General features: G+C 34.7%; 12 protein-coding genes. 8 read left to right on the top strand and 4 right to left on the bottom strand.

Annotated features, from left to right (window positions below):
• Positions 1–135: 135 nt before the first annotated feature.
• Positions 136–1,335 (bottom strand): IS110 family transposase, encoded by a 1,200-nt coding sequence (locus IJ535_RS12245; RefSeq protein ID WP_294303389.1) that lies wholly within the window; start codon positions 1,333–1,335, stop codon positions 136–138.
• 673 nt (positions 1,336–2,008) lie between these two features.
• On the opposite strand from IJ535_RS12245, the gene ltrA reads away from it, so the two are divergent.
• Positions 2,009–3,292 (top strand): group II intron reverse transcriptase/maturase, encoded by a 1,284-nt coding sequence (gene ltrA, locus IJ535_RS12250; RefSeq protein ID WP_294303395.1) that lies wholly within the window; start codon positions 2,009–2,011, stop codon positions 3,290–3,292.
• 107 nt (positions 3,293–3,399) lie between these two features.
• On the opposite strand, the gene IJ535_RS12255 is transcribed toward ltrA, so the two are convergent.
• Positions 3,400–5,112, bottom strand: coding sequence for a hypothetical protein (locus tag IJ535_RS12255; RefSeq protein ID WP_294303398.1), 1,713 nt, complete (start codon positions 5,110–5,112; stop codon positions 3,400–3,402).
• 241 nt (positions 5,113–5,353) lie between these two features.
• Positions 5,354–6,247 carry a beta-1,6-N-acetylglucosaminyltransferase gene (locus IJ535_RS12260; RefSeq protein WP_294303400.1) on the bottom strand — a complete coding sequence of 298 codons (894 nt, stop codon included), beginning with the start codon at positions 6,245–6,247 and terminating at the stop codon, positions 5,354–5,356.
• A 264-nt stretch (positions 6,248–6,511) separates the two neighbouring features.
• Between IJ535_RS12260 and IJ535_RS12265 the strand changes: the two genes are divergently transcribed.
• The 6 genes from IJ535_RS12265 to IJ535_RS12290 are packed head-to-tail and all read left to right on the top strand — an operon-like array spanning position 6,512 to position 13,239.
• Positions 6,512–7,228, top strand: a complete 717-nt coding sequence (locus IJ535_RS12265; protein ID WP_294303403.1) for a Wzz/FepE/Etk N-terminal domain-containing protein — start codon at positions 6,512–6,514, stop codon at positions 7,226–7,228.
• A gap of 11 nt (positions 7,229–7,239) precedes the next feature.
• Positions 7,240–7,944, top strand: a complete 705-nt coding sequence (locus tag IJ535_RS12270; RefSeq protein ID WP_294303406.1) for a CpsD/CapB family tyrosine-protein kinase — start codon at positions 7,240–7,242, stop codon at positions 7,942–7,944.
• A 16-nt stretch (positions 7,945–7,960) separates the two neighbouring features.
• Positions 7,961–8,923: a hypothetical protein gene (locus tag IJ535_RS12275; RefSeq protein ID WP_294303408.1), complete on the top strand. Its 963-nt coding sequence runs from the start codon at positions 7,961–7,963 to the stop codon at positions 8,921–8,923.
• A gap of 21 nt (positions 8,924–8,944) precedes the next feature.
• Positions 8,945–10,075 (top strand): glycosyltransferase family 4 protein, encoded by a 1,131-nt coding sequence (locus tag IJ535_RS12280; RefSeq protein WP_294303413.1) that lies wholly within the window; start codon positions 8,945–8,947, stop codon positions 10,073–10,075.
• A gap of 7 nt (positions 10,076–10,082) precedes the next feature.
• The gene (locus tag IJ535_RS12285; RefSeq protein WP_294303416.1) at positions 10,083–12,188 is read left to right on the top strand and encodes a glycosyltransferase; all 2,106 of its coding nucleotides are present in this window, start codon (positions 10,083–10,085) and stop codon (positions 12,186–12,188) included.
• A gap of 1 nt (position 12,189) precedes the next feature.
• The gene (locus IJ535_RS12290) at positions 12,190–13,239 is read left to right on the top strand and encodes a glycosyltransferase family 2 protein (RefSeq protein WP_294303420.1); all 1,050 of its coding nucleotides are present in this window, start codon (positions 12,190–12,192) and stop codon (positions 13,237–13,239) included.
• A 2-nt stretch (positions 13,240–13,241) separates the two neighbouring features.
• Here the strand turns inward: IJ535_RS12290 and IJ535_RS12295 are convergent, their stop codons facing one another.
• Positions 13,242–14,168: a glycosyltransferase family 2 protein gene (locus IJ535_RS12295; RefSeq protein ID WP_294303423.1), complete on the bottom strand. Its 927-nt coding sequence runs from the start codon at positions 14,166–14,168 to the stop codon at positions 13,242–13,244.
• A gap of 39 nt (positions 14,169–14,207) precedes the next feature.
• Here IJ535_RS12295 and IJ535_RS12300 point away from each other — a divergent pair.
• Positions 14,208–14,648: glycosyltransferase family 32 protein (locus IJ535_RS12300; protein ID WP_294303425.1), on the top strand; the 441-nt coding region annotated here is incomplete at its 3' end.

Consider the following 14,648-nt stretch of genomic DNA (forward strand, 5'->3'; position numbering starts at 1 on the left):
TATAGCTGAACAGCAAGACCTGCTAAGAGTTGTCAAGTGATATATATGAAAGTTAGTATATTTGATTTTAGAGCATAAGAAATAGACTGCCTGAAATAGCCAGTCAAAGAGAATCTGATATTTTTGTATTTGTTTTTAAATAGAGTTTAAGTAAGCACTTATTCTTGCATAATAGATTCTTAAAAATTTATTACAGCCTGCAATCATATAGACATAGTAATGCTTTCCTTCAGCTCGTTTTTTATCCAAAAACTGATAGACTGGATCATCGATTTGTTGATGTCGAAGGATACAATCCATAACTGTAAAAAGTGTCTTACGTAAAGCCGAAGAGCCTCGCTTTGATATACCACGACTCTTTATATCAATGGTTCCTGATTGATATGGAGAAGAATCGATACCGGCATATGCTATTAATGCCTTACGGCTATGAAATCTTCTGATATCACCAATCTCAGCAATAAGTTGTGGTCCTAATGTTGTTCCTACTCCATGAAGAGACATGACTGCAGGATATTCAGGTAATTGAGACGCAATACGGTTCATCTCTTGACGGATTTTTTCTAAAGCGTCAATCAAAGAAATAAGTTCTTTGGCAGTTTCTGTAATTATGAGTTTTGTATTAGCATTTGCCGGCATGCTTGCAACTTTTTGATTGGCTAATTGGTAAATATCATTAACTTTGTTTGACTGATAGTGATAACCATTTTTAGAGCACCACTTCTGGTACGAACGTTCAAGTGACTTAATTGTTTTTGTGGTTATACAGTCTTTGTGCCAATAATCTTTGATAAAGTCAATCCATTTTTGGTGACCATCTTTGCGTGGTGTTTTGCCAAACAATCCATCAATACCAGGAAATGTTTGATCTGATAAAGCTATGAGATTATTTATCAAAGCTACTTTAAGTTTGGTGTACTGCGTGAACTGACGGTTGTAGATTTTAAGAGCCTGACGTAATTCTTCTTCTGGTATATATTCAGGTAAATCAAGCCACCGATTCAATCCGTAGTTTGCGATTTTTATAGCATCCTTTTTGTCAGTCTTAACTCTACGAATACTGTAGTTGTCGTAATCATGGATAAGTATGGCGTTAACAACTGAAATGTAGAGGCCAGAGTTATACAGATAATTAGCAAGTGGTTCATAGTAACGACCTGTATATTCCATAACAATTCTAGACTCGCCTTTAAGAGATTTGATTTGCGAAACAAGCTTTTCAAAATCTTCTTCTGTGTGATTGATTTCAAAAGGTGAAGCAACGATTTCGCCGAAAGGACGCATGATGGCAACAGTACTTTTTCCTTTAGAAACATCAATTCCTACTGAATTCATAATACATTCTCCTTTGTGAGTTGTAATTGTAAATGGTAACCATTCAGAACTCATTACGATTCAATCTACTTAGTGACACGAGCGTGAAGCCCAACCTGCTAAAAACGAACGCTGCAACGAGAGGATGGATATCAGTCTTGCGTAACGGGCGTTATAGCCCAAGGGTGTCCCCGATAAACCATTTACCCTCTCATTTTAGCTTAATAATGAGGTTGGAAAACTGAATGATAAATATTTTTATATATCCAACAATTACATTGTAGTAGGGTGTCCATCGTGAGGTGGAATCTGAAGGAAGCTGTAAGCAAATCTCTGGTCCGACGGACAGAAATCACATATAAGGCTAGGCTACGAGAGACAAGTTGGCCGAAAACAACGAAGTCTAATAACTATCACATTTGTAGTAGCAGAGTAAATGTGGCGGATATATGGAGAGAAAGAGCGTGCACCTTAAGCGTGGAGGTCTCACAGAGGTTCCATTAGCCTAGTAACAACGAACTGTGAGAAGTCAGCCGAGCCCATAGTAGTGAAGAAATCTCTGTAATGGAGATGGAGTGAAGGGGCGAACAATCAATAAGTTTGAGTATGTCTCGTGTTGCAGAAATGACAACATCTGCCGTATCCAATCGGGATAAGGGTGGTCAAATCAAGCGGGGCGGAAAGGAAAGAACGCATGGACACAAGTAGTCTAATGGAGCAGATACTATCCAGCGATAATCTCAACAGAGCATATCTGCAAGTCGTACGAAACAAAGGTGCAGAGGGAGTGGACGGTATGAAGTACACAGAACTCAAGGAACATCTTGAAAAGAACGGCGATATCATCAAGGAACAGTTGAGGACAAGAAAGTATAAACCTCAGCCAGTACGAAGAGTGGAGATACCAAAGCCTGATGGTGGCATCAGAAACCTAGGAGTACCAACAGTAACAGACAGATTTATACAACAGGCCATAGCACAGGTTTTAACACCAATCTATGAGGAACAATTCCATGACCACAGTTATGGATTCAGACCTAATAGATGTGCACAGCAAGCAATCCTAACAGCGCTCGACATGATGAATGACGGTAATGATTGGATTGTAGATATTGACTTGGAAAAGTTCTTTGACACAGTAAATCACGATAAACTTATGACCATCATAGGTAGAACTATTAAAGATGGAGATGTTATTTCTATCGTTAGGAAATACCTAGTCAGTGGAATCATGATTGATGATGAGTACGAGGACTCTATTGTGGGAACACCACAAGGAGGAAATCTCTCGCCATTACTGGCAAATATCATGTTGAATGAACTTGATAAGGAGATGGAAAAGCGTGGGCTTAACTTTGTAAGATACGCAGATGATTGTATCATCATGGTTGGTAGTGAAATGTCTGCTAATAGAGTTATGAGAAATATCTCTCGATTCATTGAGGAGAAACTAGGTCTCAAGGTCAACATGACCAAGAGTAAAGTAGACAAACCAAGTGGACTAAAATACCTTGGATTTGGATTCTACTTTGATTCAAGAGCCCATCAGTACAAGGCAAAACCACATGCAAAATCGGTAGCGAAGTTTAAGAAGAGGATGAAAGAACTTACATGTCGTAGCTGGGGCGTTAGCAACAGCTATAAAGTAGAGAAACTTAATCAGCTCATCAGAGGATGGATTAACTACTTCAAGATAGGAAGTATGAAAACTTTATGTATGAAGATGGATAAACACATCCGATACAGACTCCGCATGTGCATTTGGAAACACTGGAAAACTCCACAGAATCGTGAAAAGAACCTTGTAAAACTTGGAATTGACAGAGATACTGCAAGACGAGTTGCATACACAGGTCATAGAATAGCCTATGTTTGCAACAAGGGAGCGGTGAATGTAGCAATAAACAATAAGAGACTGGCCTCATTTGGATTAGTCTCAATGTTAGACTATTACACCGAAAGGTGTGTTACTTGTTAAGTTGATTGAACCGCCGTGTACCGAACGGTACGCACGGTGGTGTGAGAGGTCGGAAATTCTCATCAGAGAGAATTTCCTCCTACTCGATTACCAATTATATTATATACTTACTTATTATTCAGATATATTGTGCTGCCAGCTTTAATGGAACTGCTTTTATAAGTAACCTCAGGGGTGAAACTTCTTGAATGTAGGGTATTGCTAGAAGTATTTATACTTAGTATGCTCTTGTCTCTTATAAGCAAAGAAACTGATTTATTTAGCTTATTATCAGAAACATAGAACGGACAATTATTAACATTAGAGGTTGTTGCAATGTAATCTAATGTTTTTATATTGTTACCATTAATATTACTTATTATGTTAGTAGTATTATCGAGATACTCTATTCCAAATAGAAAGTTTGCATCAATATAATTGTTGATGATATTAACTATTGATGTATTAACATTTTTGCAACATACAAGAGCCCTATACGAGACAATATTATTAGAATAAAATTCATTTCCTTCTAAGGTAATGTTATGTTTTGATTGTGTATTATTTTCATATAGGAATATAATTGCGTAGGTATTAGTATATGGGTCGGAATTCCATCCGTATAGTTTAAAGTATGATGATGCTAATCTAATATCAGATGTATGAGTTAACTGAGTAATTTTGATTACCTTATTACTCATACTATTAATGTAAAACTTACAAGTGTTTATGCCTAGTCCATGAAATTCGCCTTTTGATAGGGAGATTACATTTTCATTATAATGTTCATTAATATTAAAAATACAGTCTGAAATATTAATAGTGTTAAAATTACCGTTCCATAAACCAATACATTCATCTTTTGTAGTGTGAGTGAAAGTAGAACCTATAACATTTATATTTGAAAATTTTTTAGACGTGGTTCCAGATGGCCCATTAAACCATAGACATCCACCTCTAAGATTTTGGTTGTTGTTGCCAGAACCAGTTTCATTGTCGAAGGTACATTTGTATATGTTTATATTGTCCATGACATTGCAGTGCTTAAACCAAAGCAGATTAACGGGAATATTAGTAGTCGCAGCATCTCTGTTTCTAGCAATAAAAGAACAATGTTTCATAGTACAGCTTGTTACATCGGTTAATTGAAAAAGAGTAGATTCTGCAGAGGAAAGAGGATGATTTGCAGAAGTATTATATTCAAAATTAATGTTATTTAGTGTTAATGAAATACTAGGACTATGAATATTTGAAAAAACCCAATCCCCCGATGGTGAAAAAGTTTCAGTAACAGATAGAACAGCGTTAGCTTGGCCATAATAGTTTAAGGTTTTAAGCTTTATAGGTTTATCAATTAGATATGTTCCAGTGTTAAATTGAATACCATAAATTTTGTTACGTGAAGAGAGTTCTATAAGCTGGTTAAGTTTATCAGAGATTTCTGCTCCAGGAAAAATGCCAGCACAAGCAACATTTAAAATAGTATTACTATCATATAGAAGGTTGGCGTATTTACCGTTTTTCAATTTAATAACGAATATATCGTCTGGGGAAGAAGGTGCAGAATCTGTAATTAGGTATGTTGCAGCACCACCGTCCCCGTAATTATAATATCCACTGGTTTGAACTGAAACGCCTGTGTTTACATTTGCATAACGTAATTCATCTAGGGAATTTATTTGAGCAATATTGCTTGTAAAATTAATCCGATTATCATATTCAGAATGTGTTACGGATATATTATCATCAACGTCTTTATGATTAAAAGGATTATATAATAATAAAATGATTGTTAATAAGATAAATGTATATAGTTCCTTGTGCTTAAAATAATTATTCATGCATGAGCCCTCCTTGTTGTCAATATAAAATTATTTTATCAATATATTACGAAATTATTGCAATAAAAGCAAATGGTCTTTGCTAAAATAGAAAAAAAGTAACAATTGTGCCCAATTGCAATATTTACGTAATAAAAACTACTAACAATAAACTTATATATATATATATTCAAGGAGAAACATAAAAAAATCAACAAATAATTAATTTATGAGTATTAATTTGTAGCAATCGCTAGAAACCTCAATGGTTACTAGGTGTTTTTTGAGTAAAATGTTGCAAAATATCATCGGAAATTATATCATTTGAAAATTTCCTAGCAAATAAATAAGGACTTTTGGTAAGTGAAAAGAATTCGTCTTTTCTAAATGTGTATGGCTTCCCTCGATTCCAATCATTATATCGGAGATTTTGATATTGAATAGTATCATTTGTAAAGCCATACCAATTATTTTTATATGGTGATTTCTTTAGTAATGTTTGAATGAATACCTCGTCACAACAAAAGGTTCTAGTGAAATATTTATTAATAAAATTTTCATTATTAACAATGTATCTTGCAAAATTATCAGTAATACTAAACCAGTTTGAACCTTTACCTAAAAAGCTTTCGATTGATTTAGAGCGATTAATGTGTATTAATTGTTGGATTAAAATAAGTGTTTTTTGCAGAATTTTGGTTACGGATATTCTTTTTCGCCCCGTTTGTTTTTGTAGGAAATAGTAATATCTGGTTCGCGCTGAAGCCAGTGAAATGTCATCAAAAGAATCAAAATCGACGAATTCATATCCATCATTTTTAATGAAAAAATTATGAATATAGTCTTGGCTCTTTAAAGGCATATCAGAGCCAGATATAAGATGATAGTAGCTATACATATAGGAAGAGGTGGCAGCCTTCAATAAGGAAAACTCTGCCACAATCTGTGTGTAATCTCCCCAAATAATATTTATGGGTTCGACAAAATAAAGATTTTTATATTTACGTTCGGATAAAAAGCGGGCTTGATTGAAGTCTGAGGCTTTTGAATCGATAAGAATAAAAAAATCATTTCTTGGGTCATCAAGGACATCTATAAGAAAATGTAATTGCTCCCAATTATTATGGGCAATTATTAAATATGCATGTTTATTCATGTAACACTCCCGACATATTTTTTACAGTAAAATTATTTTACAAAATAGATAAAAGTTACGCAATATATATAGTGAGTATATTGTACTATAATTTAATCAAGACAAACTTTGTGTTTTTTTTGTGAAAATCAACAAAAAATAAAAAAATTTGTAGTAGTTTATCGAGGTTTTATCAGTATACAAATATTGGATTTTGATGTTATAATCATCTACAATGTGAAAAGTGTGAATACACATAGAAAGAAAAGGAAGGATATTTTTAAAATGTATAAAAACGAGTTAGAAATTGATGTGGGTAGATGCCTAGGTGCATTATTAAAGAAACGTAAGGTTATTGCTTTGATTACAGTTTTATTCCTTGCTGTTGGAATTGGATTAACACTCAATGTTGGTGAGGATCAATACACAGCTGTAGCTACAGTATATGCTGCAGCAGATGGTTCATACGTAGATGCTTCAAATGCAGTTACAGCTATGAATGCTTATCTTGATGTTGCTAAGTCTTATAAGGTTAGTCAGCGTGCAGCTCTTATTATAGGAAGAAGTGATATTACAGCGACAGATGTACAAGAAGCTACTTTTGTAAATTCGTCTGCTACTACAAGTAAAACATCTTCATCTATTTCAAGCTTTATGAATAGCTCTGCTACAATCATTACATTTACAGCTACTTCTACAGAACCAGCGCTTGCTATGGAAATGGCAGATGCGATGGCACAGTCTTATGCTATTGAAATGAATAGCATTTTAAATTCAGATTCTGTAAAGACATTGGATAATGCATACACATATGTTAAATCTACCAATGCAACTGTTGAAGCATGGAAGGACAGAATTATGGTTACAGCAGTTGGTTTTGTACTTGCTTGTTTATTAGTAGTTATTTGTGAAATCTTTGATAGAAAAGTTAGAACTATCAGAGAGGCATCTATCAGAGAAAGTATTCCAGTTATCGGAATCATACCTGATTATAAGGAATAGGAGGGTTTGTTTTGAAAAAGTTAGATATATATAGAAATGATAACTATGTACTGAATGATGCTTTTGATCAGTCAGTTATGAATATACATATTTTGATGAAACAAAAAGGTTATAAGACATTTGTTTTATGTGGTTGTGAAGCCGGTGACGGTACTACAACAGTTGCAATCAATCTTGCAGCAGCTCTTGCTAGTTCAGGATACAAGACAGTTCTTATAGATGGTGATATGCGTAAGAAGAATCGTTATAAGAGACTTAATGAAAATACTACAGAAGGTCTTTCAGATTATCTTATGGATAGAATCGGACTTGATAAAGTTATAACAGAAACTACTACAGAGAATTTATCCTATATCCCATGTGGAGAGCTTATTGATAATCCAGTTAGATTATTATGCTCTAACAAAATGAATACAGTGCGTTCTGAACTTGAAAACACCTTTGATTTTATTATATATGATATGCCAGCGGTAAATGCTGCTATGGATGCTAAGGTTATGGCTGTTAATGCAGATGCTACTATCCTAGTTTCAGCTATTAATTCAACTACTAAAAATGGTCTTATTACAGCAGCTAATACTTTAAAAGAAGCTGGTGTAAACCTTATTGGAACAATTGTAAACAAGGTTGATATGGAACAGTACATTTCATCCCATGCGGATTACGATTATTTCGAAAAAGAACGTTATGCAAAAAAGAATTCAGGAAAAAGATAATAAGAGGAGAAATACGATGACAAAGAAAAATACATTTAAAAGATTAACCGTTGTTTGCCTCTTAACAGTAGTTTGTTCATTTTTTAATTTATTTACAGTAGCAAATGCAACAGAGGTAGAGGAACCTGCAGCTGAGGCTGTAGAAGAAGCTGCTCCAGTAACAGCACCTACAGTTTCAGGTTCTGCGGTAGCTATAGTAGAAATTGAGGATTACACTATCGAAGGTGGTATCCTTGAGGCAGGAAAAGAAATTACTATTAATCTTACATTACATAATACTAGCAGAAGTGCTGCTGCTACTAGTGTAATGATGACATTAACAAGCAATTCTGGAATGATTTATCCAGTTTATGGTAACTCTAACCAGATTTATGTAGGTTCTATTGGAGCAGGTGCTTCAGAAGTTGTTTCTGTTCCAGTTAGCATTAGCGAGCAATTTACTGGCGATATGGCTGATTTAACTTGCCAGTTTGATTATGAGTCTTCTGGAAACAGAATGAATAATATGGCAACAATTGTTATTCCTACATCGGGTGGAAATACAATTGGCGTAAAGTCTATTGATGTTACTACACATGCTATTGTAAATGGTAAGTCATTACTTAGCTTTAATTATGTAAATCTTAGCAATAAAAATATTACAGATGCAGTTCTTACTATAGAAGGTAATGTTTCTTCAAAAAGTAAGAAAATTAAGATAGATACTATTTATGCTGGTAAGAGTTATTCACACGACTATTATGTTACTTTTACAAAGGCTGGTAACCAGGAAATAAATGTAAAGCTTAGCTATACAGATGTTGATGGAGAAACTGTTGAGACAGATTTGGGAAACTATAGCGTGACTGTTACCAAGGAAAGTGAAGGTGCTTTAACTGCAGTTCCAAGTAAAATTCTTACATGGGTAGGCCGCGTTGTAGCAGCATTGGCTGGTCTTGCTGTTGTATTTGTAGTTGTAGTTTATGTAAAAAAGAGATAGTCATTTTTAGGGAGCAAATATATGAAAATCGCTATGATAGGCCATAAAAGAATTCCTTCAAGAGAAGGTGGCGTAGAAATTGTTGTAGAAGAACTTGCAACAAAAATGGTTCAAGAGGGACATGATGTATATGTTTATAACAGGGCTGGTCATCATGTTTCAGGTGCAGAAAATGATGTGAAAATCGGAAAAATGTATCGTGGTGTTCATATCATCACGATACCTACATCTGCAAAGAAAAGCTTAAATGCAACTGTATATTCAATACTTGCTACATTGCACGCAGTTTTTCATCATTATGATGTAATTCATTACCATGCGTCAGGTTCATGCGCGATGCTTTGGCTTCCTCATTTGTTAGGAATTCATACAGTAGCTACTATCCACGGAATTGATAGCCAAAGAGCTAAATGGGGTGGATTTGCTACAAAGTATCTTGAGTTCGGAGAAAAATGTGCAGCGAAATATGCTGACGAGCTTATTGTTCTTTCAGAAGGTAATAAGCAGTATTTTAAAGATACTTACGGACGCGAAGCAACTCTTATTCCAAATGGTGTTGCAAAGCCAGAAATTCTTGATGCGAATATTATTACTGAAAAGTTTGGTCTTGAAAAGGATGAATATATTTTATTCCTTGCCAGAATAGTTCCGGAAAAGGGATTACATTATCTGATCAAGGCTTACAAACAAATTCACACAGATAAGAAGCTGGTTATAGTTGGTGGAACTAGTCATAGTGATGACTATGTTTCTAAGATAAAACGTGCCGCTAGAGAAGACGATAGAATTATGTTATTGGGCTTCCAGCAGGGCAAGGTCCTCGAGGAACTATATTCAAACGCTTATCTTTATGTTCTTCCAAGCGATGTGGAAGGAATGCCAATATCACTGTTAGAGGCAATGAGCTATGGTAATTGCTGCCTGGTAAGTGATATTAATGAAACAGCTGGTGTGGTTAGAGACAAGGGAATCACATTTAAGCAAGGGGATGTCGAGGATTTAAAAGAAAAACTTACACAGTTGCTTGATGATAAACATGAGGTTCATGAATTTAAGAATCAGGCTGCTGATTATGTACTTAAAAGATATAATTGGGACGATGTGGTGGCACGTACTATTAAGCTATATTCTGGTGCTTTAAACACATTATAAAGAGATTATGAGAAAAATTGCTATTATTGCTCCGTGTATTCTTCCGGTTCCAGCCCTTATGGGCGGGGCCGTTGAAGAATTAGTCACAACAATATTAAATCAAAATGAAATATCAAAGGATTTTTTGATTGATTTATATACGATTGAAAATGAGTCGTATGACCAAAGCCTATACAATAACACTCACATAATTCCTGTTTCTGCTAATCGTTTTCTTACTTCATGTGATGGAATTATGGATAGTATGTATAGGCATTTTCTTAATGATTTCAGTGCTAAAAGATTCCTAGATAAAACAATTATTAAAAATTTCACAGATAGATTAAAAAGCGACAATGATGGTTATTATGCAGTGATAGTTGAAAATCAAATGTCTACAGCCTGTGAATTAATAAAGGCATTAGGGCAGGACAGAGATTTCCCTGTTTATTTTCACATGCATAATGATGTTGATATATATAGGTCTCCAGAAGAGATTAGATATCTTACAGCTGCAGGAACTCAGTTTTTGTGTGTAAGCAAATATATTGCCAGCCAAATATTAAAACATGCTCCAAAAGCAGTTTGTCATATATTGTATAACGGCGTAGATTTTGATAATTATTCTACAACTACAAAACAGCCTACAGATAAGGTTAAGTTTTTGTATGCTGGGAGGGTAATACCAGATAAAGGTGTATTAGAGCTTGCCAAAGCATTCAATAAATCTTTGGCTGCAAACGATACCTCTATTTCCTTAGATATAGTAGGCTTTTCAGGGCTGGATGAAGGCTATGAAAAGCAGGTTAAGAATCAGGCTGCAAAAAATGCATCAAGCATCCATTGCAGAAACAAGGTCACTACTCAGGAAATGGCAGATTTATACAACGAATATGATGTAGTAGTTATGCCAACTATTTCTGAGGAGCCTTTTGGATTGGTAGCTCTAGAAACTATTGCTAAGGGCATTCCACTTATTACAACGAATTCGGGTGCGTTGCCAGAAGTAGTTGGAGATGGGGCCGTAATCGTAGACAAAGATGTTGATTTTATAAACAGTTTATCAGCTGCAATAATAGAAATGTCCAGCAATAAAGAATATAGACTGAAACTTGGCAAAAACGGACAAAATCTGGCAAGAAAAAATGTGGCATTTGACATCAATGGCTATTATCATAAACTAGTGGAGATTTTAAATAACAGAGGAGAAAATTCTGGTAATAAAGAAACAATATCTGTAATAGTTCCTGTATACAATGTGGAACAGTATTTAGGCAGATGTGTGGATTCTTTAGTTAACCAGACCTATTCTGATTTAGAAATAATATTGGTAGATGATGGTTCTAAAGATAATTCTGGGCATTTATGTGATACATATGCTAAGAAGGATGCCAGGATAAAAGTCGTTCATCAGGCGAATCAGGGGTTGTCAGGTGCTAGAAACACAGGACTTGATAACGCTACAGGTTCATACATATTCTTCCTTGATAGTGATGATTATCTGGAAGAAAATGCATTTGAATTAATGCTTAATAATATGCATAGATGGAATGCAGACATAGTGGCTTGTGGCATCCAAAATGTATATGATAACAGCTCTCTCAATAATCGTTTCACTTCTGACAAACCAGGAGTATGGAGTGGTACAGATAGTGTCATCCAGATGATGCGAACCAACAATATCTGTACAGTAGCTTGGAATAAATTATACAAGGCAAGCTTGTGGCAGGATCTTAGATTTACTGTAGGTATACTTCATGAGGATGAAGATGTTATATATAAACCATTATATATGGCTAAAATAGTCTCATTTATACCAGATTGCCTATATGATTATTATCAGAGAGATGGTAGTTTAGTACATTTAAAACAAGAATTGAGATATAAAGACTATTTAAATGCCATAGAAAAAAGAATTCTTTATTTCGAAGATAATAATGAAAAGGAGTTAATTGAACACAGCCTTCTTACTTTATTAGACTATTTAAAATATGTATATAGAGAAACAGGAAAAGAAACTCAAATAAAAATAACAGCGTTGTATAGAAACGCAATTGCTGAAAGAGGCTTACCTGATTGTTGTAGCCTTAAGAGAAAGTTTGCTTTATGGTTGTGGAGATATTACCAGTACTAAAATGGAAAACGTATTAGTTTCGGTAGTAATACCTGCTTTTAATGCTGAAAACTACATACAAGATTGTGTACATGCTACTATTAATCAAACATACAGAAATATTGAAGTGATAATAGTAGATGATGGCTCTGAAGATTCGACGCTGCAGATTTGCAGAGAGATGGCAAGCAAAGATGCCAGAGTACGCATACTTTCAAGAACAAATAATGGAGTATCTACTGCTAGAAATGAGGGCATTAATGCGGCCAAAGGAAGATACATTGTTTTCTTTGATGCTGATGATTATCCTGAAAAAACAATTATTGAAGAATATATTAGAGCACTTGATAGGTGGAAAGATAAGAGGATTTCTATTTTATCTACAGGAATGTATTTTGATAATTATTATAATAAGCATGTAGGTGACAAGGTGGCCGTATTAGAGGTTGCCAGAGGCTACGTCAAAGGTGAAGAATACCTGTTATCTCGCAACTCTGCTGCCATGCTATCATGGTTAAAGCTGTTTAATTTCGTTACAAACAAATGCTATGATTTAGATTACATTAAAGAACACCACATAAGATTTGATAAAAATATTCACATTGGTGAGGATTTAAAATTTAATTTAGATTACATAGAGGATAGAGAAGGTAGCATAGGATTTATAAATTCGCCTTTATATCACTACGTAAAACGCACTAACAATAGCTTATCCATTTCCTATCATAATAATGATTTGGAGGATACAAAATATATATATAGAAGATATATTAATTGGGAGTCGGCTCAAGAAGGGGCAACAGAAGATAACATCCTTGTATTAAAAGGTATATACATTTACGATTGGGTCAGCAGACTAACAGCTATATACCAGGAGCATTGTAGATGTAGAGAATACGACTACCTAAAGAAAAAGTTAAGATGTGAAATTAGAAGTTGTGAATTTCAGCGAATGCTCAAAGAAATATATAAGGGGAAAAAAATTAGTACATTAAGATATGTATGCCTCAGAACTGGCATATTCGAAGTATTCTACTTCTTTAGAGCAATATACCAGATTCTTAAAGGCTAAGCCTATTTAGATAAAAGGCTAAATAAAATTGGTGCATATTCATAAGCGATTCTATGCTTGCTTTTGTGCTGACATGGAGTCGCTTTTAATTCTATTTGTAGTAAACGGATTTGCTCCTTTACGGCATGATTGCCCTTTTTATAGGCCTGCAATAACGTATACATGCTATATTCTATAATAGAATTATAGCTTGCCCATACATAATCCTTGTTAACTACATCAAAAATCTGTGTAAAAGCTGGTTTATATTTAAACACGCCATCATTAAAATAATTGGCACTGTTTGTGGCAGAAGCAGAGTTTTGAATGTAATGATAAAAAGGCTTGTTAACATAGCCAAATTCATCAGATAAATGATTGCATAACAGCTTGGACTGAAACAAAAGATCCTCGCACATGCTGATATCAGTATCAAACAGATTTTGCTTAACAAGCTGGGCACTGAAAAGACGGGTGAATAAAAATCCTCTGACATTGTCGTTTAAAAACATCGCTTCAAGCAATTGTTCGCCAGTAATAGTTGCAGGGAAATCTGCAGTGTATGCAGTAGTGATGCCATCCTTTTCGGTGAAATATCCACAGACGCAGCCTGAAAGGTTTGTGTTTTCCACAGAATCTAACATGGCTTTGTACATATTAGGTTCCACGTAATCATCTGCGTCTAAAAATGATATCCATTTACCAGTGGCTTGCCGAATACCAAGATTTCTTGCGGCGCTTACGCCTGCATGCTCTTGACTTAGATAGTGAACGTTAGGATGCTTGCTTTCATAATTTTTAGCAATGGTGGCTGAGTTATCAGTGGAACCATCATCAATGAGAAGTATTTCATTTGGCACCACATCCCCAGCAAGAATGCTATCAAGCATTGCACCAAGACAGTGCTCACTATTAAAAAATGGGATTATTGTTGTGATTGAATTATTCATATTTTGATTATAGATTTTATTTGATTTTAAGGCAACAAAATGGAAAAAACAGCTAATGAATTGATACCTAAAAAATTTCATTATTTTTGGTTCGGAAACGGTGAGAAACCAGATTCGGTTCTCAAATGTATAGAATCATGGAAAAAGTATTGCCCTGATTTTGAGATAATTGAATGGAACGAAAATAACTATGACATTCATAAACATCCATTCATGGAAAAGGCTTATCAGGAAAAGAAATGGGCCTTTGTATCTGACTATGCCAGATTAGATGTTTTATATGAACATGGTGGTATATATCTTGATACAGATGTGGAAATCCTAAAGGATTTTTCACCACTATGTGCAAATCAAGCCTACATAGGCTTCGAAAGACCAGATTTAGTAAATGATGGTCAGGGCTTTGGGGGTATGCAGCACTTCCCGCTGTTCAAAGAGATGTTAGCTTGCTACGATGATTTAGACGAATACATTGAAAGT

It is taken from the genome of Pseudobutyrivibrio sp. (assembly GCF_017471675.1).
Taxonomy (GTDB): Bacteria; Bacillota; Clostridia; order Lachnospirales; family Lachnospiraceae; genus Pseudobutyrivibrio.